Raw genomic sequence first — 24,910 nt, forward strand, 5'->3', positions numbered from 1 at the left:
TGCGGTGCGTACCGCTCCCCGCTGCCGTACGCGGGTGTCACTGGGCGTTGACAGGGCGTCGTACCCCTCCCATGATGGGAGCGCTCCCACGCGCGTGGATCAACGCCCCGCGCGAGCACCACCGCTCCGCCCGCAACGCCTCGTCGCCGCAGCGGACTTCGCGTGTCCGGCGGCACGTACCCGCACTCCGCCCGTGCCGCCGAGATCCCAGGGAGGATCACCCATGGCGCCCTCGCACAGACCCCCGCACGGCCTGCGTCCCCTCGCACGCGCCGCCGCGGTCCTGACCGCCTCGCTGGCCCTGCTGACCTCACTGACCGGAGTGGCCCCCGCCGCGACGACGGCGACGGACGGCGCCGACGTCGACGTACGGGTGAACGCCCAAGCGGCGCTCGGCACGCTGACCGGCGCCGCCCGGGGCGTCAACACCGCCGTCTGGGACTCGCACATGAACGACCCGGAGGTCGCGGACCTGATGAAGGCGGCCGACGTCGGGGTGATGCGCTACCCGGGAGGCTCGTACGCGGACATCTACCACTGGGAGACCCACACGGCACCCGGCGGATACGTCGCCCCGGGCACCGGCTTCGACGCGTTCATGGGCACCGTCCGCGCGGCCGGGGCGCAGCCGATCCTCATCGCGAACTACGGCTCCGGCACCCCGCAGGAGGCGGCCGGCTGGGTCAGGTACGCGAACGTCACCAAGGACTACGGCGCCAAGTACTGGGAGATCGGCAACGAGATCTACGGCAACGGCCACTACGGCAGCGGCTGGGAGAACGACGAGCACGAGGACAAGAGCCCCCAGGAGTACGCCCGCGAGGTGCGCGCCTACGCGGCGGCGATGAAGGCCGTCGACCCCACGGTCAGGATCGGCGCGGTCCTCACCAGCCCGGGGGAGTGGCCGGACGGAGTCGTCGGCACCGGCGACTCGGGGGACTGGAACCACACCGTGCTCCCGGCGGTGGCGGACGTCATCGACTTCGTGAGCGTCCACTGGTACGCGGGAGGATCGGACACCACCGCCGACGCCGCCCTGGCCAGGCTGGCCAAGCTGCCGGGCGAGCTCCGCGAGGTGCGCAACCAGATCGACCGGGTCGCGGGCGCGCACGCCCCGGACATCGAGATCGCCCTCACCGAGATCAACACCAACACCGGAGGAGCCCGTCTCACCGCACGCCCCAACGGGCTGTTCGCGGCGGACGCGTTCATGACGGCGCTGGAGAACGGCGTGTTCAACGTCGACTGGTGGAACACCCACAACGGTGCCGGTGAGATCACGACCGTCGACGGCGAGACCGACTACGGCGACATGGGCATGCTGTCCAGCGGAGCCTGCACCGGTGACGTCTGCGAGCCGGCGCCCAACACGCCGTTCGCCCCTTACTACGGGATGAAGATGACCAGCCAACTGGGCACGGCCGGCGACACCATGGTCGCCGCCGAGTCCTCCGCGCAGGACGTCTCGGCGCACGCCGTGCTCCGGGACGACGGGCGGCTGAGCGTCATGCTCGTCAACAAGGACCCGGACAGCGCACGGACCGTCGCCCTCGACTACGCGGGCTTCACCCCCTCCGCGACCGCGCCGCAGGTCAGCCGATACGCGCGGGGCGACAACGACATCGCCGAGGTCACCGACGGCCGGGCATCCGCGTCACAGGTCACCGTGCCCCCGTACGCCCTGCTCACCGTGACCCTCGAACCGAAGGCCGGCACCGGTCCGGCCGCCTCCGCAGCCGGTACACCGGGCACCCCTCGCCTTCAGGCGGTCACCGACAGCACCGCACGCCTGTCCTGGACGGCGGCGACGGGCGCGACCCGCTACCTCGTCCAGGAACGCGACGGCGCGCACACCCGCCTCGTCGGCGAGGCCACCGGCACGTCCGTGACCCTGCGAAACCTGCCGCCGGGCAGCACCCACACGGTCAACGTGCTGGCGGCGGACTCCTCGGGACGGATCTCCGCACCGTCCTCGCCCCTGACCTTCAGCACCGGCACCCCGGCGGACGCGTCCTGCGCGGTGACGTACCACCGGGACACGAGCTGGGGCAACGGCTTCGTGACCACCGTGACCGTCACCAACCTCGCCGATACCCCGATCACCGGCTGGACCGTGGACTGGGACTGGCCGACCTCGGGCCAGTCGGTGGACTCCGGCTGGAACGCCTCCTTCGACCAGACCGGAACCCATGTACGGGTGACCGCTCCGGAGGGCGCGGGACCGCTGGCCCCCGACGGCGGTTCCACGGCCTCCTTCGGCTTCGTCGGCGCCAACGACGGACCCAACCCCGACCCGGCCGCCTTCCGCCTGAACGGCACGGTCTGCTCCGGCGGCTGACGCACCGGCATACGGGGTAGCGGCCCCGGTCCGCTCGCGGGCCGGGGCCGTTACCTGCGCGTCACCCGGTCCGCTCCGCCGTGGCTCCTGGCATCGACCGGCCGTACGTGGTCGGCTGGACCGGCGGTCACGACCGCGACGCCTGACGCCGCACCGGCACCGGCGTGCTCCGAGCAAGCGGCCCACGGGCGCCCCCGTGCGTCGGCCGCGCCCCGCGTCGACCGAGGAGCAGCATGACCGACGAGCACCGCCGGGCAGCCGACGCCGTCGTGGTGGGAGCGGGCCTGGCCGGCCTGGCCTGCGCACTGGATCTCAGCCGATCCGGACTGCGCGTCGCCCTGCTGGAGGCGTCCGACGCGGTGGGCGGCCGAGTGCGCACGGACCGCCGGGACGGGTTCCTGCTGGACCGCGGCTTCCAGGTCTTCAACACCTCGTACCCGCAGGTGAAACGGCGACTGGACCTGAGGGACCTGCGACTGTGCCCGTTCACCGCGGGAATCATCGCCCACACCCGGACGGGCCCGGTCCGCCTCGCCGACCCGACGCGGGAGCCGGGCGCGGCCGGGAGCCTGCTGCCGGGCCGCGTCCTCTCCGCACGCGACCTGGCCGCACTGGCGGTGCTCACGGCACAGGACGCCGTACTCCCCGCCTCCTTCGTGAGACACCGCAAGGACGGCCCCACCTCCGAGGCCCTGGCCCGGGCCGGCCTGTCGGAGCACGCGATCGACGAGGTCCTTGGGCCCTTCCTGGCAGGGGTGTTCCTGGAGGACGGGCTGGAGACCTCCGTTCGCTTCTTCCACCTGGTCTGGCGGAGCATGGTGCGCGGGACGCTGTGCCTGCCGGCGCGGGGGATCGGCGCCGTACCCCACCAGCTCGCCCAGGGCCTCCCCGACGGGGTGCTGCGGCTCGGTGCCCCCGTCGCCGAACTCACCGACACCGGCGTCTCCCTGGCGGACGGGAGCGAAGTGCCCGCGCCCGTCGTCGTGGTGGCCACGGACCCGGCCACCGCCGCCCGCCTGCTGCCGGACCTGACCGTGCCGGACACACGCACCGTCACGACCTACTACCACGCCGCCGACCGTTCGCCGCTGTCCGAGCCGACGCTGCTGGTGGACAGCGCGGGGACGGTCCTGAACACCTGCGTACTCAGCGAGGTCGCCCCCTCGTACGCCCCTCCCGGCACCGCGCTGATCTCCACCTCCGTTCTGGGTACCGATCTCCCCGGCCGGTCGCTGCAAGTGCTCCGGCGGCTGGCCGAGCTGTACGGCACCGACACGGCCGGCTGGCAGCAGATCGCCGCCTGCACGGTCGACGGGGCCCTGCCGGCCATGCGCCCGCCCTGGCCGCTGAGCCGCACCCCCCGGACCGGCCCCGGCAGGTACGTCTGCGGGGACCACCGCGCGACCGGCTCCGTCCAGGGCGCCCTCGCCTCGGGCACCCGGGCCGCCCGGGAGGTGGCGGCGGACCTGGCGCGCCGGACATGACGGCGCACCGCGAACGGCCGTACGGCTGGACCGATGTGGCCGTCGTCGGGGGCGGCGCGGCCGGCCTGAGCCTCGCACACCGGCTGGCGGAGACCGGGGCCGCCGGCGTCACCGTGATCGAGCCGCCGGAGGGGCCGCTGCGCCCGGCGGACCGGACCTGGTGCTACTGGCACGCGGGCGCGGACGGCCTCGAAGACGCGGCCAGCGCCTCTTGGCCCGTGCTCCGGGTGCACGGCGCGGACGGCCGCCCGGTCACGGTCGATCCGGCCCCCTTCACGTACCGGATGCTGCGCTCCGGGGACTTCGAGCGGCTCGTCCACGACCGCCTGACCCGTACGAACGACGGACGCGTCCTGCGGGCGACGGCGGACGCGGTGCGCGGTGTGCCCGGCGGCGCCGAAGTCCGCTGCACGCTGCCCGGGGGCGACACGGTGACACTGCGCGCCCGGCGCGTGTTCGACTCGCGGCCCCTGCCGGCCCTGCCCCCGGCCCGTACCCGGCTGCTCCAGCACTTCCGGGGCTGGTTCGTCCGCACGGCCACCGGCCGCTTCGACCCCGAGGTCGCCGATCTGATGGACTTTCGCGTCCCCCAGCCGGCGCGCGGACTCGCGTTCGGCTACGTGCTGCCCCTGGCACCGGACCACGCGCTCGTCGAGTACACGGAGTTCTCTCGCCACCCGCTGACCGTCCAGGCATACGAGGCGGCCCTCGGCCACTACTGCCGCGACGTGCTCCGGCTCGGCGCGTACACGGTGGAGCGTACGGAGCAGGGCGTGATCCCCATGACCGATGCCCGCTTCCCGCACCGGGCCGGGCCGTCCGTGTTCCGCATCGGCACCGCGGGAGGCGCCACCCGCCCGGCCACCGGCTACACCTTCGCCGCCGCGCAGAGGCAGAGCCGCGCCGTCGCCGCCGGCCTGCGCGCCGGACGATGGACCGTCCCCGCACCTCACGGGCGGCGGGTGCTGGCCATGGACGCGATCGTGCTCCGCGCCCTGGACACCGGCAGGATCGACGGACCCGACTTCTTCACCGGCCTGTTCCGCCGCGTGCCCACCGAGCGCCTGCTGCGGTTCCTCGACGGCACCGCCTCGCTCGGCGAAGAGTGGGGCATCGGGCTGCGCACCCCCGTCCGGCCCATGCTCGCCACAGCCGCCGAACTCCCCTTCCTGCCACGCCGGTCCCGGCCCCACGCCAGTGACGGAGAAAGCCACCGATGAGCCTCCTGCGGGACCACGACCTGGCCCGCGCCTTCGACCACGCCTCCCACACCTACGACGGCCTCACCGCCCTCAACCCCGGCTACCGCACCGACCTCCTGCGCTCCGCCCGCCGCCTCCGCCTGCCCGACGACGGCGCCGGACTGCACCTCCTGGACCTCGGATGCGGCACCGGCGCCTCCACACGCGCCCTGCTCACCGCAGCGCCCAGGGCCAGGATCACCGCCGTGGACGCCTCGGCCGGCATGCTGCGCCGCGCCCTGGCCAAACCCTGGCCCGCGCGCGTGCGCTTCGCCCACCTGACGGCCGAGGAGCTCGGCACGGCCGGAGAAGGCCCGTTCGACGCGGTCTTCGCCGCCTACCTGTTCCGCAACGTCACCGACCCGGACGCGGTCCTGGGATCCGTACGGACCCTGCTGAAGCCGGGCGGACGCTTCGCCGCACACGAGTACAGCCTCAGCGGCTCCCCGGCGCACCGGGCGCTGTGGACGGCCGTCTGCCACGGCGTGATCATCCCCGCGGGCACCTTCACCGGCGACCGCGCCCTCTACCGCCACCTCTGGCGCAGCGTCCTCGCCTTCGACACCGCACCCGGCTTCGCCGACCGGCTCGGCCGCGCCGGCCTCACCTCCGTGCGGATCGCCCCTGTCGCCGGCTGGCAGACCGGCATCGTGCACACCTTCCTCGCCCGCAACGGCCGACCGGCCACGACACCGGAGCACGCACCGTGAACGCCCCACGTCCAACCGCCCGACGAGGCCGCGACCGCAAGGCCGAAATCCTGCTGGCCGCACCCGGCGCGGAACGCTTCCGGCGAGGCGACGAGCCGTCCGTCGCGGTCGTCGGCGGCGGCATCGCCGGCCTCGCGGCCGCCACCCTGCTGGCCGAGCGCGGGGCCCGGGTCACCCTGTACGAGAGGGACGACGCACTCGGCGGCCGCCTCTCCGGCCACCGCACTCTGCTGGCCGACGGCTCCCCGGTGACCATGACGCGCGGCTTCCACGCCTTCTTCCGTCAGTACTACAACCTGCGCGGCCTGTTGCGCCGCACCGACCCCGGCCTCACCCGCCTCACACCGCTGCCCGACTACCCCCTGCGGCACAGCGGCGGCCTGACCGACAGCTTCGCCCGGGTCCCGAGGACGCCCCCGCTCAGCGCCCTCGGGTTCGTCGCCCTCAGCCCCGCCTTCGGCTGGCGGGACCTGGCCGCCATGGACGCCCGGGCCGCACTGCCGCTCCTCGATGTGCGGGTCCCGGAGGTGTACGAGCGCTTCGACGGCGTGACCGCGACCGGTTTCCTGGAGAGCGTGCGCTTCCCGGAGGCGGCCCACCATCTGGCGTTCGAGGTGTTCTCCCGCAGCTTCTTCGCCGACCCGCGCCGGCTGTCGGCTGCCGAACTGCTGCTGATGTTCCACATCTACTTCCTCGGCTCGGCCGAGGGCCTCCTCTTCGACGTGCCCACCGAACCCTTTCCGCAGGCGCTCTGGGAGCCTCTCGCGGAGTACGTCCAGGGCCTCGGAGCGACGATTCGCACCGGGGCGCCCGTGTGCCGGATCGCCCCGCGCGACGGGGGAGGGGCCCACGTGCACACCGAGAACGGCGTCGACGGCCACGACGCCGTGGTGCTCGCCCTCGACACCGAGGGCCTGCGGCACACCGTCGCCGCGTCGCCCGGTCTCGGCACCACCCGCTGGCGCGACGCCATCGCAACCCTGTGCACGGCACCGCCGTTCCTCGTCTCCCGGCTCTGGCTCGACCGCCCGGTGCGCGCCGACCGGCCCGGCTTCCTCGGCACCAGCGGCTACGACGGGCTCGACAACATCAGCGTCCTGGAGCGGTACGAGGGCGAGGCCGCCCACTGGGCCGCGCGCACCGGAGGCTCCGTCGTGGAGCTGCACGCCTACGCCGTCGACCCGGCGACCGAGCGCAAGGACGTACAGGAGACGCTCGTCGACCGGCTGCACCGGGTGTACCCGGAGACGCGGGACGCCCGAATCGTCGACTCCCGGCACGAGTGGCGCGCGGACTGCCCGTTCTTCGAGGCCGGCACCTACCTCCTGCGCCCCACCGTGCGCACCCCGCACCCCTGGCTGACCCTCGCCGGGGACGCGATCCGCTGCGACCTGCCCGTCGCCCTGATGGAACGCGCCGCCACCACGGGGTTCCTGGCCGCGAACGCCCTGCTCGCCGACCGGGGGGTGCGCGGGCAGGTGCTGTGGACCGTGCCGAGGGCGGGCCGCTCCCGCGCCCTGCGCGCGCTCGCGCGCCTGGGGCGGGCCTGAGCTCAGCCGGGGAACCGCCCCGTGCTGCGCAGTGTCCAGCGCCGTTCCGCGTACGCCAGGTCGTCTACCCACAGCCGCCCGGCCGTGCGGCGCATGAGCGGCCGCAGCACGGGGGCGGCGGCCCGGGCGAGCGCGAAGCCCCTCCGGTCCGAGGTGGCGACCGTCGCCTCGATCACCGCGGTGCGCGGGCACTCGTGATCCGGCCGGCTGAGCGGCGTCGCGTGCGTCTCCACCACGGAGGACACCCCCTCGCCGTCCGTGATGCGCATGACGACGGTACGCGGCTCCGGCGCGGTGAACTCGGCCCGCACCGGCACCACGAGCCGCCCCGCCACCCGGAACGAGACGTCGACGACGAAGGCGTCGTCCTCGTCGCCCTGCGGCTCCCGGACCACCGACAGATCGACGAACGAGTACGGGTGGAACCACGAGCCGTGCCACGGATCGAGCCGGTTCGCCAACACGTCCTGCGGTTCGCACCGCCCGACCGCCGTGAACACCGCGTCCAACGGGCCGCCCCGCGTGGGCCGTTCGGGCACCACGGGCCGCTCGGTGGGGTCCTCGCCGCCCACCTCGTCCAGCCGCACCCACACGAGTACGCCGTCGTCGTGCACCGGGAAGGGCTGCCAGCCGGCGAACGGCGCACCGTCCAGGGCGAGTCCGTGCCAGTGGCACACCAACGTGCCGCACACCACCCGGCTCTCCCGCAGAGGCGCCCCGAGGTGCGGGCAGCTCCCGGGCCCGGCCCTCAACTCGCCGCCGTCGGCGCGCCACAGCACGACCTCCGTACCCGCGACCGTCCTGCCGTACGGGCGTTCACCCGCACGCACCTCGCGGGAGGCGCCCACCACGTACCAGTTGCCGGACGGGCGGGCGGTGGCCCGCTTCAGCGCCTCGGCGATGAGCACGGGTCGCGCCTCGCGCCAAGTGGGATTCTGCTGTTCCCAGTTGGCACCGGAGCCCCTCAGCCGGAGCGGGGCCGACCACCGCCTGCCGTTCGCCCGTCGGCTCAACGCACCGGTTCCTTCCGCTCGAGTCCCGTGCCCGCATTCGGGGTTCGCGCACGCCACCGGGCCCCGGCCACCCGCAGCACCCCGAGGGCGGCGGTGGCGGCGCGGCGCCGCCGGGGGACCACCGCGCGACGGTGCAGGACGCGGTAGTCCTGCTCGGCGATCACATCGAGGATCCCGGCGTAGAGGGTGTACGCGGCGCGGATGCAGGGGCGTACGCGCGGATCGAGCATGGCGATTCCGGGCTCCGCAGTCCGGTACACCTCCCGCGTCATCGCCGCAGCGGCAACGAGGGCGGCCCGGATGCGCGAGTCCCCGCGCCCGGTGCGCCGGCTCCACTCCAGCAGAGGCCGGTCCACACCGTGCGAGGCCAGCAGATCGCCGGGCAGGTAGACGCGGCCCCGGTCCAGATCCTCACCCACGTCACGCATGAAGTTGGTGAGCTGGAACGCCACACCGAGCGCCGCCGCGTGCGGCTCGGCCTCCTCCCGGGGAACGACCGTGCCGAGGACCGGCACCATCTGAAGCCCGATCACCGCGGCCGAACCGTGCACATACGTCTCCAGGTCCGCATAGGTGGGGTAGTCGGTGACGGTCAGGTCGGCCCGCATCGAGGACATGAAGTCGGCGAACAGGCCGTGCCCGATGCCGTACCGGGCAGCCGTGTCCGCGACGGCCCGCACCACCGGCTCGTCGCCCGTGCCGGTCGCCAGCCCCCGCGCCAGATCGCGCTCCAGGCGGAGCAGCAGCCGGTCGCGCTCCGCGGGCTCCTGGTGCCGGTCAAGGTCGTCGACGATGTCGTCGGCCCAGCGGGCGAAGCCGTACAGGGCGTGCACGGCCGAGCGCCGCTCGGGCGGCAGCAGCCGGGTGGCCAGGAAGTACGTCCGGCCATGACGGGCGTTGAGTTCCCGGCACCGGCTGTACGCGAGGCGCAGACCGGGGTCCGTGATGCCGGCTGCGTCCAGTTCACGACGGGTCATCGGCACCCGCCCGGACCAGGAGGGAGGGGCTGGTTCGCGCGCGGCCGGGCCGGAGCCCCGGAAGTCCCGTGATCCGTGCGGCGGCCAGCTTGCCGCTGATGAGCACCGTCGGCACGCCGACGCCCGGCGCGGTGCCGCACCCCGCGAGCACCACGTTCTCCGTCCCCCGCACGAGATTGCGCGGACGGAACGGGCCGGTCTGGGCGAAGGTGTGGGACAGGGAGAACGGGCTGCCGGCGGCGTGTCCCCGCGCCGTCCAGTCGAGGGGTGTCACCAGAAGCTCCCTCTCGATGCTGTCCCCGAACCCCTCCAGGCCCCGTCGTTCCAGTTCCCGGACCAGGCTGTCGCGGTAGCGCGGACCGAGGCCCCGCCACGCGGTGGCCGCCGGACCGGTCGTGGTGTTGGGGCACGGGGCGAGGACGTAGTGCAGATGGCTGCCCGGCGGCGCCAGGGACGGATCGTGCGCCGTGGGGCGGGTGATCAGCAGGGAAGGATCGCTCATCAGCTCGCCCGTACGCGTCAGCTCGTCGAAGGTCCGCTCCCATGCGGCTCCGAACGAGAGGGTGTGGTGGGCGAGTTGAGGCCAGGTGCGGTCCGTCCCGGCGTGCAGGACCACGGCGGACGGCGAGTGGCGCGGCCGCACCGGACGCCGGGGCCGGCGCCCCAGCAGCTCGTACGCCACTGGCAGTTCGCACGTCAGTACCACCGCGTCGCAGGCGATGCGCTCACCGGTCGCCAGCCGCACGGCCCGTACGCGCCCCGCCGAATGCTCCAGCGCGTTCACCTCGGCCGTCCAGCGCAGCTCGGCACCGGCTTCCGCTGCGGCGTCGGCCATGGCCCGGGGGAGCGCGTGCATGCCGCCCTTCGGGAACCAGACACCGGCCACGGTGTCCATGTAGGCGATCACGGCGTAGGCCGCGAGCGCCCTGGCCGGGGCCACCCCCGCGTACAGCGACTGGAAGGAGAAGACACGGCGCAGGCGCTCGTCGGAGAGGAAGCGGCGGATCCGGCCGTCCAGCCGCCCGAACCCGCCCAGCGCCGCCAGCCGTGCCAGATCCGGATGCAGCAGCTGGAACGGGGAGTCGAAGTTCGTGTCGATGAAGCGCCTCATCTGCGCCCCGTACAGGCGCTCCAGCCACCGCCGCAGGTCGCGGTAGCCCGCAGCCTGCGCCGGTCCGGCGAAGCGCCGCACCTCCGCCTCCATCGCCTCGCCGTCGGTGTGCACGTCGAGCGAGGACCCGTCCGCGAAGCAGGCGCGGTACGCCGGGTGCAGAGCCGTGAGTTCGACGCGGCGGTACAGGCTGTCACCGACGGCGGCGAACGCCTCGTCGGCCAGGTGCGGCATGGTCAGCACCGTGGGCCCGGTGTCGATCTCGAACCCGCCCAGCCGCAGCCGTCCGGCCCGGCCGCCGGGGCCGGTGTCCCGTTCGACCACGGTGACCCGGCGGCCCGCACCCAGCAGATGCAGGGCACAGGCCAGTCCGGACAGCCCCGCGCCCACCACGACGACATGGCCGGTGGGCCCTGGCACGCCCTTCACGCGACCTCCTCCGCGCGGCGCCGGACCACGCCCGTCGCCGATGCTCCGTCACGGATGCGCCGGCCTCATGCCGTAACGCGTGTCGGGTGATCTCATCCCGGCAGGCGGCGGATGCGGCGCTCACGGCGGCGTGTCGCCCCGCGCGTCCTCCTGTCGGCGTACGTCGTCGAGGTCCGCGAGCCGGTCGAGCTGCCGCAGGGGCTGGGCGACGCGGTGGTTCCCCGCCAGCGGGTCGCGGTGGCGGTCGAGGAAGTACCAGTAGCCGGCGGTGTACGGGCAGGCGTGCTCGCCGGTGCGCTCGCCCGGCCGGTAGGCGCAGGGGCCGCACAGGTCGCTCATGCGGTTCACGTAGGCGCCGCCCGAGGTGTAGGGCTTCGTCGTCATCCGGCCGCCGTCGGCGTACTGGGACATGCCGACCACGTTGGGCAGCATCACCCAGTCGTAGCCGTCGACGAAGGAGCGGTGGAACCAGTCCGTGACGGCGGCGGGGTCCCAGCCGCGCTGGAGCGCGTGGCTGCCGAGGATCATCAGCCGGGGGATGTGGTGCGTCCACCCCGTGTCCCGCACCTGGGCCAGGACGGTGCGCAGGCAGTTGGCCCGTACGGCGTCCGCGTCCAGGTCGTTCCACCAGTCCGGCAGCGGAGCGGTGTGCCGGAGGGCGTTGGAGCGCCGGTAGTCGTCGCCGAAGTACCAGTACAACTGCCACACGTACTCTCGCCAGCCGGCGATCTGCCGTACGAAGCCCTCCACGCTGTTCAGCGGCGCCCGGCCCTCGCGCCACGCCTTCTCCGCCGCCTCGACGCATTCGGCGGGGTCGAGCAGCCCGAGGTTCAGGGACGAGGAGAGCAGGCTGTGGCTCATCACGGGGTCGTCGGCGAGCATGGCGTCCTCGTACGGCCCGAACGTGGCGAGCCGCTGCTCGACGAAGCGGCGCAGAGCCCGCCGTGCCTCCGCGCGGGTCGCGGGGAACTGCCGGGGCCCGTCCCGGCCGACGAACGAGACGTCTCCGTCGCGCACCCAGTGGTCGAGATCGTGACGCACCTCCTCGTCGATCTCGTCCTCACGCGGCCGGTAGGGCCGGGCGACCTGCAGGGTGGAGGTGTCGCGGGGCGGCGGCTCCCGGTTGTCGTGGTCGAGGTTCCACCGGCCCCCCGCGGGCCCGTCGCCGTCCATCAGCAGGTCGTGTCCGCGGCGCACCCAGCGGTAGAAGTCCTCCTGCCGCAGGCGCTTCCCGCCATGCCCGTCCGCCCAGGTGGCGAAGTCGGCCGGCGGTACGAGAAAGCCGCGTGCGGGCCCCACCGTCACCTGCGGGAGGGACTCGACCAGGCGCAGGGCCGCGTGCGAGGTCGGGTGATGGACCCCGACCGGCCGCCCGCGCGTCGCCCGGTCCAGACCCTCGCGGTAGGTGTCGGCGCGCACATACGTGACGCGGTCGCCGAGCTCGGCCGCGCGATGGCGCATCGCGGACAGGACGAGGTGGGCCTTGGCCCGGTGGAACCGCCGCCGCCGGAGGACGGAGCGCGCCTCGATCATGAGGAGGGGAGCGTCATGGGCCGGGCCGGCTTCCCCGGGGGTCAGGAAGTGGGGGCCGAGCTGATCGCCGAAGAGCCAGTGCACGGGGAGCGTCTTCCCGGTCGGATCCGGTGGGGGCGGTTCATGACGGTATCGCCCCCACCGGGGAAATCCCGGCAGCGCCGTGCGCAGACCGCTCGCGTTCCCCGGCCCACCGCCCGGGCGAGCGAGGCCGTCCGGACGGTCAGCTGACGGGGATGCCGGGGTTGACCAGCCCCGCGCCCCCGGTCACCCGGTTGTCCGGGGTGATGGTGACGGGGCAGTTCGCCGGGTCGTAGTTGGTCACGTCGATGGCGAACCGGGTGGGGCCGGTGGCACCGGTCAGGTCCGCGGTGTTGTTGCGGAACACCGTGCCGCAGCCCCAGCCCGGGTCCTGGGTGTGCGTCTGGAAGCCGTCGTTGGTCGTGCCCGTTCCCCGGTTGTTCTCCACGGTGTAGCCGTTGCCCTTGATGTCGACCCAGGAGTCGTCGTAGTTGGCCCCCGTGAGGCCGTCGCCGTCGAAGGTGTTCCCGGAGATCAGGCCGCCGTTGGTGCCTTCCTTGATGTCGATGTTCTCGCCGCCGACGCCGGGACCGATGCGGTTGTTGACGATCTGGACGTGGTCGCTGGCATCCGTGAGGGTGTTGGCCGTCCCCACGTACACGCCCTCACCCATCCCGTTCCCGGACGTTCCTGTGTCGTGGATGAACGAGTTCCTGACGACCCCGTAACTGCTCGACGTCCGGAAGTGGATGCCCTCCATGGTCGTCTGGTGGATCTCGACCGAGTCGGCGACGACATGGTCGGACGCGTCGACCATGATCCCCTTCTGGCCGCCGGTGACGGTGATGCCCTTGATCACCCAGTACGGGGCGGCGGTGAGCTGGATCCCGTTGCCGCCCCCCGACGGTGTGGTCAGCACGGCGGCCCGTGAGCCGGTCAGGGTGATCGGGGCGCTCGACGTGCCGCCGGTCGTGATCTTGAAGTTCCCTACGTAGGAGCCGTCGGCCAGCTCGATCGTCCGGCCCGGTACGGCGGCGGCCAGGGCGGCCTTCAGCTCCTTGCCGTTCGTCACCCGCACCGTCGTCCCGTCGGAGGCCGCGGCCGGGACGTCCGCCGACGCGGCTCCGGACATGCCGAGCAGCCCGGCAGCGACGAGCGCGGCGGCGACAGCGGCGCGCTGCCTCCGCCGCGCGGGCGGGCCGGCGGGGGAGAGGACGTGGAACATGGCGGCACCTCCGGTCGGGCGACCGCAGGGGCCACCAACTTGGCAGGGACACAACACTGTGATGGGTGCCCAGATTGGACTGGACCAAGGTGGGCGTCAAGGGGGTGCCCGCAGCGGAGCGAGGGTCCTGTGCGACCGGTGCAGTGAGCCGGCATCGGCACCGGTCGCACAGGACCGGCGGTCTACGAGGCGTCCTCAAGGACCTCCCGCAGGCGCCGCGCGAACTCTTCCGGCTTACCCGCGTATCCGGACTCCTCGCCGCAGAAGCCGCCGTGGTGGCTCGGGAACACGGTGACGGACTGTCCGAGCAGTTCGGCGGTCGCCACCGAGGTACGGCCCGTCTGCACGTTCCGGGACTCCTCGCCCACGGCGATCACGACGCGGGCCGGCGCGGCGGCCAGCGCATCCGCGTCCGGCCGGAAGTCGCTGATCGCCCACGACCGGTCGGACAGCAGAGGGTCGTCCCGCGAGCCGTCGTCCTCCGTGGGCATCCCGAACGCGGCGGGGTCGGCCGGCGGCTGGGCGAAGTACGCGTCCGTGAACTCCCCCTCCCACGAGGTCATCGCGATGAACGCCGCCATCCCGGCCCCCCATCCCTGCTTCTCGTACGTGTCCCGGAGGGCGACCCGGGCCCGTACGGCCGCAGGGCCGTCCGGGGTGAGGGTGATGAGCGGCGGCTCGTGTGCGACCAGGGTGGTCACGTCCTGCGGATACTTCGCGACGAACGCGAGCGCGGTGACCGCTCCGCCGCTGCTGGCGAACATCTCCACCGGCCCGGCGCCCAGGGCCTCGACGACGGCGTGCACGTCATCGGCCTGGGTCTGCGGCGAGTGGTCCACCCGGCCGTCCTTGCGGATGCTGCGCCCGAGACCGCGCGGGTCGTACGTGATGACGGTCCGTTCGGGGAAGAACGCGGCGAGGGTGGCGAAGCCGGAGGCGTCCATGGGTGAACCGATCATGAACAGCGGCGGGCGTCCGTCCGAGGCCGGCAGGGGGCCGCGCACGTCGTAGGCGAGGTCGGCGCCGGGCGTTTCGAGTGTGTGGGTCTTCATACCTGTGCAGACCCGCTCCCTCCCGGAAACTCATCGGTCGCGGTGACACCGGCCGGTTCCGGAAACGCCCCGATGACTCCGGGACATCGGGGTACACGGGTGCGCATGGCACCGAAGAAGATCGAGCGCATCCAGTTCCTGCGGGCCCTGCGGCAGCTCCACCGGGCACGCTCCTTCTACGCCGTGGGAGCACTGCTGTGGGCGGCGTCCGTCGCCTGGACCGGCTGGCAGGCTCCCGGAAGCCGTCAGATGTGGGTGTCCGCCATCCTGCTGACCGTCTTCACCGGCCTCCTCATCACCGCCGCCGTGTCCCTGCGGCGCCTCGCGGGCCGCACCACGTACCGGCCCGCACACCACGCCGCCCCCCACAAGGCGTCGCAGCCGCGCCAGGCACACGCCTGAGACAGTTGCGGGGGCCGCGACTCGCCGTCTGCGACCATGACGGCATGCTCCAGGTCTGCCTCAACGGTGCCCGTGGCCGCGCCGAGTGCTCCCATCTGCCGTTGACCGCAGCCGAGTTGGCGGTGGCGGCTCGTGAGGCTGTCGCCGCCGGCGCCGCGGACGTCCATCTGCATCCCAAGGACGGCGACGCGCGGGACACGCTGGAGGCGACCGCTGTCGCCGCCGCGGTGAGCGCGGTGCGGGCCGCTGTGCCGGGCGTCGCGGTGGGGGTCACCACGGGTGCGTGGGCGGTGCCGGATCCGTATGTACGTGCCGCCCAGGTCCGGTCCTGGACCGTACTGCCCGACCACGCGTCGGTGAACTGGCACGAGGACGGCGCCGCCGAGGTGGCCCGGGCCCTGCTGGACCGAGGCATCGGCGTCGAAGCCGGCATCTACTCCGGCACCCCCGCGGCCGAACGGTTTCTCGCCTGGTCCGGATCCCGCCGGGTCCTCCGTGTCTTGGCCGAGGTCACCGAGACCGGCGCGCAGGACGCGCTCCACGCCGCCGTCGGGCTGCTGGAGGCACTGCGGCCGGCGGCCGCGCCGATCCTCCTGCACGGCGAGGACGCCGCAGCCTGGCCCGTCCTGCGCCTCGCGGCCGCCCGCCGCCTGCACACCCGTATAGGCCTCGAAGACGTACTCCACCTCCCCGACGGCGAATCCGCCGCCGACAACGCGTCCCTCGTCCGCGCGGCACACGGGATCATCCACGCCACGCCGTGACCCACCTCGCCGGGACGCGACTTTGCGGACACGACCTACGACGGCGACGGCTGGGAGTGTGCCGTGGCCGAGGTGTCCGTGGCGTCGGGAGCCGTCGGCAGGTCGCGGGTGCGGCCGATGGGGGAGAAGAGAAGGACGAGGGCGGCCAGGGGCACTCCCGCCGTCGTGATCCACATGGCCGTACGCAGATCGAAAGCCGTTCCCAGCCAGCCGCCGAGCAGAGCACCCAGGGGCATCGTCCCGAAGTTGAGGAAGGCCGTGCTGGCCGTGATGCGCCCGAGGAGCTCCGGCGGGCAATAGCGCTGCTGAAAGCTCGACTTGATCACGTTTCCGGCCACGACACCTGCCGCCACGCAGAACCCGCCGGCCGCGAAGAGCACCAGCCCGACCCCTTCGGACGCGGTCGGGATCAGCAGTGCGAAGAGCGCGAACCCGAGCTCGAACATGAGCATCGCGCGCGCGGTCCCGACACGGTCGGCGAGGCGGCGGGCGACGAACGCACCGGCGACACCTCCCGTGCTGGAAACAGCGATGAGCCCGCCCACCGCACCGGGCGCCAGGCCCACCGTGTCGACGAGGAAGACGACCTGGATCGACTGGTACCCCATGAGGGCCAGGTTGGAGGACGCCCCGAACAACATCAGCGTGCGGATCCAGGGGTCGCGGGCGACCAGCCGAAGGCCCTCGCCGACCTCGCTCAGCAGAGCCGCGGGGCGGTCGGCCTTCCGCTCGCGGCGCGGCTCGCTCCTGCGGATGCTCGCGATGCAGAGGAAGGAGACGAGGAACGTCGCCGCGTTGGCGAACATCGCGTTGACCACACCCACCGCCTGCACGATCAGGCCGGCGGAGCCGAGACCGCCGATCTGCGCGGCGGACGCGCTGCCGTGCAGCTTCGCGTTGCCCTCGGGCTGGTCCTCGGGGTCCAGGATGCTGGGAAGGTAGGCGGTGTACGCGGTCTGGAAGAACACGGCCGCGGTACCGGTCAGCAGGGCGATGGCCACCAGCAGCGCGACGCTCAGATGACCGCTCCAGGACGTGACCGGGATCAGCGCGAACAACAGGAAGGAGACGGCCGCGGAGCTCAACATGACGGGCCTGCGTCGCATCCGGTCGACCCATGCTCCGGCCGGCAGGCCGATGAGCAGCCACGGCAGCCACGCCGAGGCGCTCAGCAGCCCGACCTCCCAGGTGCTGGCGTGCAGGGTCGAGAGGGCGATCAGGGGCATCGCCACGGCCCGGACGGAGGAGCCGAACTTACCCGTGACCTCGCCGCACCACAGCAGACGGAAATCCCGGTGCCGACGCAGCAGACCGACTCGTATCCCGTCGCTCATCAGTTGTCCCGTTCCTTGCGGGGGAACGACTGGATCTGCACGATGACCGGCAGCGCCCCCGGTGCCTCCTCGGCGTCCGGTGTGACCTTGTGACGCGCAATCACCTCCATGAACTCGGCGTTGAGCGCCTTGAGCTGATCAGGCGTCATCCGCAGGTCACACCAGTCGGAGATGGTGCCGGAACGGTGCCACTCGGCGTCCCAGTCCTCACTCAGGTAGTGCGTGACCCGGCTGAAGTACTGCTGCACCAGCTCGTGCATGTAGACCGACAGGGCGCCCTTGGTGTCGGGGTCGTCCCGGAACTCGGAGGTCTCCAGGATCTTGGTGTCCTCGACGACGCGCCACCAGCGCTCGCGCTTGGTCCCGCGGTCCGTCTCCTCCTCGATGAACCCGTGCTGGGCGAGGTGCCTCAGGTGCCAGCTCACCGTGCCGGTGTTCTCGCCGAGGCGCGCGGACAACCCCGTGGCCGTGTACGGCCCGTCGAGGGCCAGCATTTCGAGAATGTTCATGCGCAAGGGGTGCGCCAGGCCCCGCAGGCTGCGGGCGTCGATGCGCCGGACGGGTTTGCGCCGGGCGGCGGCCGCGCCTTGCTCCGCTTCGTCTGTCATGCCCACAGAGTAGGTTGCAGAGGACACTCTGCATAGAGTTCTCTGCAATCAGTCCGTCGATGCCGGCCAGATACGTGGCCGCCTCCCTCGCCGCCGTGCCCCGGCCGCGTTTTTCCGGAAAGTGCCTGGGTACGCGGGTGGATAGAGCACCCCGGGAGGGGGTGTCATCGAACGGAGGTTTCCCATGCTGAAGGCCATAGCGGATGTGCTTCGTTCCGTCGGCGGTGCCATCGCCACGGTTGTCACGCTTCCGTTCCGGGCTGTCGCCCGACTTTTCGGCGGTGCGTCGAGCACCGCCCACGGTCACCACTGAACGCATGAACCGGACAACGGAGTGAGTGCTCACTCATTGACGGAGTGAGCACTCACTCCATATCGTCGTCTCCATGACCACCTCCAAGGAGAACGGGACGAGGCGCCGTCGCGCCCCCGCCATGTCGCCGGACGAGCGGCGCACGATGATCATCCAGACCGCGATCCCGCTGATCGCCGAGTACGGTGCCGCGGTGACCACCGCGAAGATCGCCCGCGCCGCGGGCATCGGAGAGGGCACGATCTTCCGTGTCTTCGCCGACAAGGACGAACTGATGCAGTCGTGTGTGGCCGAGGCGCTCTCACCCGACCACGCGATCCGCGAGCTCGACGCCATCGACGTTTTCCAGCCGCTGCCCGACCGGCTCGTGGAGGCGGCCGAGGCGCTGCAGGCGCACATGAACAGGATGGCAGCGATCCTCGGCTCGCTGGGTCACGGCGGCGGCAAGCACCCCGGCCCGGTACGCGGCGCGGGACGCAACGAGTCGACGACACGCGTCCGCTCCGCGCTCGCGGAGCTGTTTGAGCCGGAGAGGGACACCCTGCGCCGGTCCCCTGAGCAGATCGCGGCCCTCTTCTTCGGGCTCCTCTTCACCCAGCGGCGTACGGACGACGAGCCCGATCTGAGTCCGCGGGAGCTGGTGGAGGTCTTCCTCTACGGTGCGGTCTCGGGGAGCGCCGAGTGAGCGTGCGGGAAACCGTGTGAGGGTGACGGCCCTGGCGGTCCTCTTTCTCGCCCGGTGCAACCGCCCGCCGACAGCCGCGACGAGGGGCCCTGATGGCCCACTTGCCGCCCGGCCGGCTCTAGCGTCAGGGCCTCCAAAGGACCGGCCGGCCGTCCCATGCGCCGGCTTCCCCGAGCGGGGCGGGAAGAGGAGTGAGCCCGAGGAGCGCCGTCGTCGCCTCCGTGGCGACGCGCTGCCACCGGCGGGCGTGGCGGATCATGGTGTGACCCCCGTCGGGCATCCGGAGCCCGTGGACCTGCGCTCCGGCCGCCCGGGCGCGGGAGAGATAGCCCCAGGTGTCCCCGGCGCGGGTGATCCGGTCGGCCTCGTCGTGCAGGGCGATCACCGTACGGCCTCCCAGGTGCGGGGCCCGCTCGCGCGGCGGGCACCACGGGGCCAGCGCGATCACGCCCCTCACCTGCGGGTCGTCGGCCGCCCGCAGGGCCGCCCGGGCACCCATGGAATGGCCGACGAGCACCACGGGAACGGGGCCCACGGCCTCGTACAACTCACTCAGAGCGCGTCGGGTGTCCGCGACGGGATGTGCGTTCCCGCCGTTCCAGCCGCGGTGGAGGTAGTGGACGCGGCCCACGAAAACGTCCTCGTGGGCGACGGCCCGCCGGATGCTCGCGGCGAAGGGCCTCATGCGCAGCGCGGGGAGGTTGAGCATCGCAGGAGGTTCCAGCGCCTCGGCGCGCCCGCCGTGCAGCAGAAGCACCGCGGCTCGGGCGCGCCGCATCGCGCGTAGGCCGCGGACGGGGCTCAAAGCGGTGCTCTCGCCGCTGCCGTTCACGTGGTCGGGGAAGGCCATCTCCTGATCCTTACGCATGCCAGGGACTGTTCACCTGTATTTCGCCGCACCCGGGAATCCGGATTGGTCGAGGACGGCGAATTCTTCGGCCGGTGCGGAACCGCGGACGGTGGTGCAGGCTTCACCCCGGTTCGGGTGTGCGATGCACTGACCCGCACGGTCCGGCCGGGCAGCATGGAGGGGACGACGCGGAGGACCGCGTGACGCTACGAGCGCGGGTGGAATGGGAGTTCTCATGGCACGCTCGACCGACTACGACGACGATCACCGCTCCCGGAAGGCCACGGGAGCGTGGTTCGTGCCGCCGCTCCTGTTGTTCTTCGTGGGCGCCATGCTCACGTCCGTGATCTCGCACGCCGTGGACGGTGGCACCTACACCGCCGTGATGTGCGCTGGGTTCGCCCTGGACGCGATCGCGGTGATCTGGGCGGTCGTCCGCCGGCGGCGATTCACGAGCTGAGCGGGCCGTCGGGGGGAGTTGACGCTACCGGCGCCCGTTCTGCGGGGCTTCCCGTGACGCCGTGCCGGAGATGTCGTTGCCCAGGTACGTGAGGACCGCGAGGACCCGGCGGTGGACGCTGGTGCCCTCCGCGGGAAGGTTCAGCTTGTCGAAGATCCCCCGGATGTGCTTGCTGACGGCTCGCTCCGTGATGAACAGCTTTTCCCCGATGGCCCCGTTGGCCAGCCCCTGGGCCATCAGCCCCAGCACCTCGTGTTCGCGCGCCGTCAGCTCCTCCAGCGACCGCGTCGACGCCTTCTGCCGGATGATCTCGTTGACCACCTCGGGATCGAGGGCGGTGCCGCCCTCGCTGATGCGTTCCAGGGCCTCCAGGAACTGTTCCACCCGCCCGACCCGGTCCTTGAGCAGATAGCCGATCCCGCGCGCGCCGAGGGCCAGCAGTTCTGCCGCGTAGGCCTGTTCGACGTACTGCGACAGCACGAGCAGGGGCAGTTCGGGGAACTCCCGCCGGGCCTCGACCGCCGCGCGCAGGCCCTCGTCGCGGAAGCTCGGCGGCAGCCGCATGTCCAGCACCGCCGCGTCCGGCCGGGTGCGTCGCAGGGACGGAATGATCTCGGGCCCCGCCACACACGTCGCCACCACCTCGTGGCCGTTGTGGGTCAGGAGCAGCGTCATCCCCTCCCGGAGCAGCGCGTTGTCCTCCGCGATCAGGATCCGCATGGCAGCTCCACCTTCATTCTCGTCGGCCCCCCGGGAGGGCTGGTGATCTCGGTCGTTCCGTCGAGCGCGGCGACCCGGCGGCGTATGCCGAGCAGCCCGCTTCCGCCGTGTTCCTCGGCCCCGCCGCGGCCGTTGTCGGTGACGACGACGTGCAGCGACCCGTCGGGCCGCGTGAAGCGTACCGAGGCCCGGGTCGCGCCACTGTGCTTGCGGATGTTCGTCAGACACTCCGCGATCACGAAGTACACGGCGGCTTCGACGGCTGCCGGAAGCCGGCGGCCGTTCTCCACCGCCGCCAGATTCATCTCGACCGGGATGTCCGCGGCAACGGCGAGCGTGCGCACCGCTCCGGCCAGACCGCGGTCCGTGAGCACCGGAGGGTGCACCGTGCGGACGATGCCCCGCAGCGCCGCGAGCGTGGCGTCGATCTCCTCCTGGGCCTCGGCCAGCCACTCCGCCGCGACATCCGGATCGTTCCTGACCTGTTGGCGCGCGAGCCCGACGCGCATGGAAAGCGCCACGAGCTGGGCCTGGACCCCGTCGTGCAGATCGCGTTCGATGCGGCGCAGTTCGGCGCTGTGGGACTCCATGGCACCGGCCCGGGACTCGGCCAGCTCCGCGACGCGTTGGCCTAGTTTCGCCGAGGGCGACGGCTTGAGCAGCGCGGCCGTCCACCGGGCCTGGGCGTCGGCCAGCTTTTCGAACGCGGGAAGCAGCAGCGCGCGCGGGGGCGGGGGAGCGGCGCCGTCGTGCCCGGTGTTCCCGGGCCTCCTCGTCCAGTGGACGACGGCCGCCGTGCCGTCGACGAGCAGCGCCAGGGGCCACAGGGCCAACACGACCGCCCCGCAGCCGAGGATGCTGACGGTCGCGAAGGGCAGCCAGAGCACGTCGCGCCACGTGCCGGGGTCGGTGAACGCCAGCCGCACCCGGTCTCCGGGTGAGCCGTCCAGCGGCAGATACAGCTCCGGAATCGGCTTGCCCAGCCAACCACCGGCGCGGACCCGTTCGTACCCGGCGAACCGGCGCAGCGTGCGTACGATCTCCGGCCAGGCCGGCGCGCCGATGAGGAACAGGGTGAAGAACACCCCGGCCGGTACCGCGAAGCAGCCCAGGAACGCGGCCATGGCCACCGGCAGGCCGAAGAACAGGTGGCAGGACCCCTGCCAGGACCGTTGCAGCCGGGAGGTGAAGTGCTCCATGGAATCACCGTAGTTGGCGGTGGGTCCGCAGTCGGTGTGCTCCGCTCCCCGGAGCCCCGTGGTGCTGGCTGAACCGGGGAGCGGGTGGGCGCTCCCTCGTGCCGCTCCCGCCCGCGGCCCTACGGTCGCCACAGGGAAGGATCTTCCCCCCCGTTTCCCGCGGAACGACGAGGCGGGACGTGTGAACGACACGGTCGACGCCCCCGCCCGGAAGGCGAATCAATGGCACTGCGCATCAGGAGAAGGCCGCCGGCGCCCGTCGGGGACGCGGCGGTCGCCCACGCCCTCACCCTCGACTCCGTCACCCGCAGCCATCGGCGCCGCGGGAAGGACTTCCACGCCCTGGAGAACGTGAGCCTGGTGGTCCCGGAGGGCAGTTTCCTGGCCGTCATGGGCCTGTCCGGCTCCGGCAAGACCACCTTCCTCCAGTGCGCCGCCGGGCTCGACCAGCCCACTTCGGGCACGGTGCGCATCGGGCACACCGACCTGTCCCGGCTGTCCGAGGCGGCGCTGACCCGCCTGCGCCGGGACCGGATCGGATTCGTCTTCCAGTCCCTGAACCTCGTACCGTCGCTCACCGTCGGGGAGAACACCGCCCTGCCCCTGCTGCTGCGTGGCATGAACCCCCAGGACCCCGCCGTGCGCGCGGGCGTTGACGGTGTTGGAGGCCGTCGGTCTCGGCGACCGCGCGGACGACTCCCCGCTCCCGTGCGCCGGTCCGCACCGGCAGGTCCGTCCATGAGGCGGGCCTCTCCGCGACTCACCCGACGGTCCCGCCCGCGCCGTGGCCCGCCCCGCATCCGGTGAGGAGGGAGAGCGCTGCCGCGCACATGACGATGTTTCTGGCGTGGCTGGACAGGTGCATGGATTTCCTTGCGAACGATGATCAGGACTGCTCGGAGGAACGACGCGTCGAAGGACGTCCCGGCGGGGGCCCGAACCCCGTACGGCTCCGTGCACCCCACTATTCCTCAGCCAGGGTTCAACGGTGGCTCCGGATCACGGCATTGATCCAGGTCACGGCGGTGACGGACACTGAACGCACTCCGGCGGCGAGCCGGAATCAGCTCGATCGTGGAGCGCGAACCGATCCGCTGGCCGGAAGGCGCCCGCGTCGCCTCCTACCTCGGGCTGAACGTCGAGCACTTCCGGCTGACTTGCCGAAGCTCCATCCGCACGACAGCCGCCCTCGCCCCCGAGGCGCTCCGAACCGTGCTGTCCGACACGGCTTGTACTCTTCGACGACCGGACGATCACACGTACGGGCATACAAGCGTACGGGCAGCGGGCAGCGGGCACGGGCGGGCGCCCGGGGACGGGAGCGCGGGGGTTTCCGATGAGTGACGCAGATCCGATACGAAGCCGCAGACCGGGTCTGTCGGCCGGTGCGCTCATCGTCGCCGGGATCCTCCTCGCTGCGACCGGAGCCGTCGGCGCCTGGCTGAAGCACGACACCACGGGCCGGAGCGCGGAGCCGCGTACGGAGCTCACCGCGAAGAACCCGCCCGCGGGGCTGCCCGCCGCGCTCACCACCGGCCAGCACCTCCACTGGTCCCGCTGCACCTCGCCGCCCACCGCCCGCAAGGGTTACGACTGCGCCACGATGAAGGCGCCCCTCGACTACCGGAAGGCGGACGGCAGGACGATCGACGTCGCCCTGATCCGCCGCAAGGCCACCGGGCCGAACGGCCGCCGGATCGGCTCGCTCGTCTTCAACTTCGGCGGACCCGGTGTGTCCGGCGTGAGCGGGCTGCCCGACTTCCTCAATCAGTACGAGCCGCTCCTCGACCGCTACGACCTGGTCTCCTTCGACCCGCGCGGCGTGGGCGCGACCATACCCGTGCGCTGCGGGAAGACCTCGGACGACACCGGCTACGAGGGTGCGGAGGCCTGCGCCGAGCACTCCGGGGCGGTCCTGCCGTACATCGGGACCTCGCACACCGCGCGCGACCTCGACCTGATGCGCTACCTCCTCGGCGACGAGCGGCTGAACTACTTCGGTGTCTCGTACGGAACGGCGCTCGGCGCGGTCTACGCCCATCTGTACCCGGAACACGTCGGGCGCGTCGTCCTCGAGGCGTCCGTCGACCCGACCGAGGACCACGTCGAAGAACAGGTGTCGCAGGCAGAGGCGGTCCAGGCCGCGTTCGACCGGTTCGCCACGCACTGCGCGGCCCGCATCCGCCACTGCCCGACCGGCGACGGGCCCGAGGAGGCCGCGCGACGCATGGCGCGCCTGGCCGACCGCCTGAAGAAGAAACCCGCCCCGGCCGGCGGTGGCATGACCCTCGACGCCTACGACCTGGCGTACGCCGTCGCCGACCACCTCGACTACGGCACCGACGAGTGGCCGGCACTCGCCAAGGCCCTCACCGCGCTGATCGACGACAACGACGGCCGTCCGCTGAGCAAGGGGGCGGACGACGTGGGCTCCGCCGACCGCTCGGAGAGCCCGCCCGACAACAGCCGCGCCGCCCAGACCGCGATCACCTGCGCGGACTCCAGCCTGCGCCACGGCTTCGAACAACTCGACAAGGACGAGGCCCGCGTCAAGGCCGCCTCATCCGTCTTCGGCGCCACCTGGTCCGGTGCCGTCTACCTCTGCTTCGAGTGGCCGTTCGACGGCGAGCGCAGCACGCTCCAGGTGAACGCCGACGGCGCGTCCCCGGTCCTGGTGGTCGGCGGCACCGGCGACCCCACCACCCCGTACTCCGGCGCCCGCCACATGGCCCGCGCCCTGGGCGAGGGCGTCGGCGTCCTGCTGACCGCCGAGGAGGAGGGCCACGGCACCTACCCGCAGAACCGCTGCGTCACGAAGAACGTCGACCGGTACCTTCTGACGGGCCGCACCCCGCCCCCGGGGACCGTGTGCCGGGGGAGCATGTCCTGAG

The 24,910-nt window shown here is 72.6% G+C and carries 22 protein-coding genes and 1 pseudogene; 12 read left to right on the forward strand and 11 right to left on the reverse strand.

Annotation, left to right across the window (positions count from 1 at the left end):
- The first annotated feature begins 223 nt into the window (after positions 1-223).
- The 5 genes from BLW14_RS30565 to BLW14_RS30585 all read left to right on the forward strand — a co-directional run bounded on the left by BLW14_RS30565 (position 224) and on the right by BLW14_RS30585 (position 7,323).
- Positions 224-2,338 carry a cellulose binding domain-containing protein gene (locus BLW14_RS30565; protein WP_093710343.1) on the forward strand — a complete coding sequence of 705 codons (2,115 nt, stop codon included), beginning with the start codon at positions 224-226 and terminating at the stop codon, positions 2,336-2,338.
- Positions 2,339-2,571: 233 nt separating this feature from the next.
- Positions 2,572-3,822: an NAD(P)/FAD-dependent oxidoreductase gene (locus BLW14_RS30570; RefSeq protein WP_093710344.1), complete on the forward strand. Its 1,251-nt coding sequence runs from the start codon at positions 2,572-2,574 to the stop codon at positions 3,820-3,822.
- Positions 3,819-5,042: a lycopene cyclase family protein gene (locus BLW14_RS30575; RefSeq protein WP_093710345.1), complete on the forward strand. Its 1,224-nt coding sequence runs from the start codon at positions 3,819-3,821 to the stop codon at positions 5,040-5,042. The genes BLW14_RS30570 and BLW14_RS30575 overlap by 4 nt, the downstream gene beginning before the upstream one ends.
- The gene (locus BLW14_RS30580) at positions 5,039-5,773 is read left to right on the forward strand and encodes a methyltransferase domain-containing protein (RefSeq protein ID WP_093710346.1); all 735 of its coding nucleotides are present in this window, start codon (positions 5,039-5,041) and stop codon (positions 5,771-5,773) included. The genes BLW14_RS30575 and BLW14_RS30580 overlap by 4 nt, the downstream gene beginning before the upstream one ends.
- Positions 5,770-7,323: an FAD-dependent oxidoreductase gene (locus BLW14_RS30585; protein ID WP_093710347.1), complete on the forward strand. Its 1,554-nt coding sequence runs from the start codon at positions 5,770-5,772 to the stop codon at positions 7,321-7,323. The genes BLW14_RS30580 and BLW14_RS30585 overlap by 4 nt, the downstream gene beginning before the upstream one ends.
- 2 nt (positions 7,324-7,325) lie before the next feature.
- On the opposite strand, the gene BLW14_RS30590 is transcribed toward BLW14_RS30585, so the two are convergent.
- From BLW14_RS30590 to BLW14_RS30615, 6 genes are all read right to left on the reverse strand, one after another.
- Entirely contained in the window at positions 7,326-8,336 is a 1,011-nt protein-coding gene (locus BLW14_RS30590; RefSeq protein ID WP_093710348.1) for a Rieske (2Fe-2S) protein, read from the reverse strand.
- Complete coding sequence (locus tag BLW14_RS30595) at positions 8,333-9,313, reverse strand: phytoene/squalene synthase family protein (RefSeq protein WP_093710349.1); 981 nt, start codon at positions 9,311-9,313, stop codon at positions 8,333-8,335. Before BLW14_RS30595 ends, BLW14_RS30590 begins: the two co-directional genes overlap by 4 nt.
- On the reverse strand, positions 9,300-10,853 hold the full coding sequence (crtI, locus tag BLW14_RS30600) for a phytoene desaturase family protein (protein WP_093710350.1): 1,554 nt from the start codon (positions 10,851-10,853) through the stop codon (positions 9,300-9,302). Before crtI ends, BLW14_RS30595 begins: the two co-directional genes overlap by 14 nt.
- 120 nt (positions 10,854-10,973) lie before the next feature.
- Positions 10,974-12,470 (reverse strand): cryptochrome/photolyase family protein, encoded by a 1,497-nt coding sequence (locus tag BLW14_RS30605; protein WP_093710351.1) that lies wholly within the window; start codon positions 12,468-12,470, stop codon positions 10,974-10,976.
- A 139-nt stretch (positions 12,471-12,609) separates the two neighbouring features.
- Positions 12,610-13,632, reverse strand: coding sequence for a right-handed parallel beta-helix repeat-containing protein (locus tag BLW14_RS30610; protein ID WP_093710352.1), 1,023 nt, complete (start codon positions 13,630-13,632; stop codon positions 12,610-12,612).
- Between the two features lie 182 nt (positions 13,633-13,814).
- Positions 13,815-14,684: an alpha/beta hydrolase gene (locus BLW14_RS30615; RefSeq protein WP_093710353.1), complete on the reverse strand. Its 870-nt coding sequence runs from the start codon at positions 14,682-14,684 to the stop codon at positions 13,815-13,817.
- Between the two features lie 105 nt (positions 14,685-14,789).
- Between BLW14_RS30615 and BLW14_RS30620 the strand changes: the two genes are divergently transcribed.
- Both BLW14_RS30620 and BLW14_RS30625 read left to right on the forward strand, forming a co-directional pair.
- A complete protein-coding gene (locus tag BLW14_RS30620) occupies positions 14,790-15,086 on the forward strand; it encodes a hypothetical protein (RefSeq protein ID WP_093710354.1) in 297 nt (98 codons plus the stop codon).
- A gap of 44 nt (positions 15,087-15,130) precedes the next feature.
- Positions 15,131-15,850: a 3-keto-5-aminohexanoate cleavage protein gene (locus BLW14_RS30625; protein ID WP_093710355.1), complete on the forward strand. Its 720-nt coding sequence runs from the start codon at positions 15,131-15,133 to the stop codon at positions 15,848-15,850.
- A gap of 35 nt (positions 15,851-15,885) precedes the next feature.
- Here BLW14_RS30625 and BLW14_RS30630 read toward each other — a convergent pair whose 3' ends face one another.
- Together BLW14_RS30630 and BLW14_RS30635 are read right to left on the reverse strand one after the other, a co-directional pair.
- On the reverse strand, positions 15,886-17,184 hold the full coding sequence (locus BLW14_RS30630) for an MFS transporter (protein ID WP_093710356.1): 1,299 nt from the start codon (positions 17,182-17,184) through the stop codon (positions 15,886-15,888).
- Entirely contained in the window at positions 17,184-17,792 is a 609-nt protein-coding gene (locus tag BLW14_RS30635) for a winged helix-turn-helix domain-containing protein (protein WP_093710901.1), read from the reverse strand. The genes BLW14_RS30630 and BLW14_RS30635 overlap by 1 nt, the downstream gene beginning before the upstream one ends.
- Before the next feature lie 184 nt (positions 17,793-17,976).
- Here BLW14_RS30635 and BLW14_RS35360 point away from each other — a divergent pair, with 184 nt between their 5' ends.
- Both BLW14_RS35360 and BLW14_RS30640 read left to right on the forward strand, forming a co-directional pair.
- The gene (locus BLW14_RS35360; RefSeq protein WP_256332924.1) at positions 17,977-18,105 is read left to right on the forward strand and encodes an LPFR motif small protein; all 129 of its coding nucleotides are present in this window, start codon (positions 17,977-17,979) and stop codon (positions 18,103-18,105) included.
- Between the two features lie 73 nt (positions 18,106-18,178).
- Positions 18,179-18,790 (forward strand): TetR/AcrR family transcriptional regulator, encoded by a 612-nt coding sequence (locus BLW14_RS30640; RefSeq protein ID WP_093710357.1) that lies wholly within the window; start codon positions 18,179-18,181, stop codon positions 18,788-18,790.
- A 124-nt stretch (positions 18,791-18,914) separates the two neighbouring features.
- Here BLW14_RS30640 and BLW14_RS30645 read toward each other — a convergent pair whose 3' ends face one another.
- Complete coding sequence (locus BLW14_RS30645) at positions 18,915-19,640, reverse strand: alpha/beta fold hydrolase (RefSeq protein ID WP_093710358.1); 726 nt, start codon at positions 19,638-19,640, stop codon at positions 18,915-18,917.
- 235 nt (positions 19,641-19,875) lie between these two features.
- On the opposite strand from BLW14_RS30645, the gene BLW14_RS30650 reads away from it, so the two are divergent.
- Positions 19,876-20,100, forward strand: a complete 225-nt coding sequence (locus BLW14_RS30650) for a hypothetical protein (RefSeq protein ID WP_093710359.1) — start codon at positions 19,876-19,878, stop codon at positions 20,098-20,100.
- A gap of 24 nt (positions 20,101-20,124) precedes the next feature.
- Here BLW14_RS30650 and BLW14_RS30655 read toward each other — a convergent pair whose 3' ends face one another.
- Both BLW14_RS30655 and BLW14_RS30660 read right to left on the reverse strand, forming a co-directional pair.
- Positions 20,125-20,820 (reverse strand): response regulator transcription factor, encoded by a 696-nt coding sequence (locus BLW14_RS30655; protein WP_093710360.1) that lies wholly within the window; start codon positions 20,818-20,820, stop codon positions 20,125-20,127.
- Positions 20,808-22,019: a sensor histidine kinase gene (locus BLW14_RS30660; protein WP_093710361.1), complete on the reverse strand. Its 1,212-nt coding sequence runs from the start codon at positions 22,017-22,019 to the stop codon at positions 20,808-20,810. Before BLW14_RS30660 ends, BLW14_RS30655 begins: the two co-directional genes overlap by 13 nt.
- Positions 22,020-22,241: 222 nt before the next feature.
- On the opposite strand from BLW14_RS30660, the pseudogene BLW14_RS30665 reads away from it, so the two are divergent.
- Positions 22,242-22,749 (forward strand): annotated as a pseudogene (locus tag BLW14_RS30665) (ABC transporter ATP-binding protein); the annotation flags it as partial.
- 606 nt (positions 22,750-23,355) lie between these two features.
- Positions 23,356-24,909 (forward strand): alpha/beta hydrolase, encoded by a 1,554-nt coding sequence (locus tag BLW14_RS30670; RefSeq protein WP_093710362.1) that lies wholly within the window; start codon positions 23,356-23,358, stop codon positions 24,907-24,909.
- Position 24,910 lies beyond the last annotated feature (1 nt).

This window comes from Streptomyces sp. 2131.1 (assembly GCF_900105515.1).
GTDB lineage: Bacteria > Actinomycetota > Actinomycetes > Streptomycetales > Streptomycetaceae > Streptomyces > Streptomyces drozdowiczii.

Coding starts and splice junctions, on each gene's coding strand:
- BLW14_RS30640 (WP_093710357.1), top strand. CDS start 18,179: ATGACCACCTCCAAGGAGAACGGGACGAGGCGCCGTCGCGCCCCCGCC.
- BLW14_RS30660 (WP_093710361.1), bottom strand. CDS start 22,019: ATGGAGCACTTCACCTCCCGGCTGCAACGGTCCTGGCAGGGGTCCTGC.
- BLW14_RS35360 (WP_256332924.1), top strand. CDS start 17,977: ATGCTGAAGGCCATAGCGGATGTGCTTCGTTCCGTCGGCGGTGCCATC.
- BLW14_RS30615 (WP_093710353.1), bottom strand. CDS start 14,684: ATGAAGACCCACACACTCGAAACGCCCGGCGCCGACCTCGCCTACGAC.
- BLW14_RS30595 (WP_093710349.1), bottom strand. CDS start 9,313: ATGACCCGTCGTGAACTGGACGCAGCCGGCATCACGGACCCCGGTCTG.
- BLW14_RS30570 (WP_093710344.1), top strand. CDS start 2,572: ATGACCGACGAGCACCGCCGGGCAGCCGACGCCGTCGTGGTGGGAGCG.
- BLW14_RS30630 (WP_093710356.1), bottom strand. CDS start 17,184: ATGAGCGACGGGATACGAGTCGGTCTGCTGCGTCGGCACCGGGATTTC.
- BLW14_RS30635 (WP_093710901.1), bottom strand. CDS start 17,792: ATGACAGACGAAGCGGAGCAAGGCGCGGCCGCCGCCCGGCGCAAACCC.
- BLW14_RS30565 (WP_093710343.1), top strand. CDS start 224: ATGGCGCCCTCGCACAGACCCCCGCACGGCCTGCGTCCCCTCGCACGC.
- BLW14_RS30655 (WP_093710360.1), bottom strand. CDS start 20,820: ATGCGGATCCTGATCGCGGAGGACAACGCGCTGCTCCGGGAGGGGATG.
- BLW14_RS30610 (WP_093710352.1), bottom strand. CDS start 13,632: ATGTTCCACGTCCTCTCCCCCGCCGGCCCGCCCGCGCGGCGGAGGCAG.
- BLW14_RS30625 (WP_093710355.1), top strand. CDS start 15,131: ATGCTCCAGGTCTGCCTCAACGGTGCCCGTGGCCGCGCCGAGTGCTCC.
- BLW14_RS30580 (WP_093710346.1), top strand. CDS start 5,039: ATGAGCCTCCTGCGGGACCACGACCTGGCCCGCGCCTTCGACCACGCC.
- BLW14_RS30645 (WP_093710358.1), bottom strand. CDS start 19,640: ATGGCCTTCCCCGACCACGTGAACGGCAGCGGCGAGAGCACCGCTTTG.
- BLW14_RS30575 (WP_093710345.1), top strand. CDS start 3,819: ATGACGGCGCACCGCGAACGGCCGTACGGCTGGACCGATGTGGCCGTC.
- BLW14_RS30670 (WP_093710362.1), top strand. CDS start 23,356: ATGAGTGACGCAGATCCGATACGAAGCCGCAGACCGGGTCTGTCGGCC.
- BLW14_RS30650 (WP_093710359.1), top strand. CDS start 19,876: ATGGCACGCTCGACCGACTACGACGACGATCACCGCTCCCGGAAGGCC.
- BLW14_RS30620 (WP_093710354.1), top strand. CDS start 14,790: ATGGCACCGAAGAAGATCGAGCGCATCCAGTTCCTGCGGGCCCTGCGG.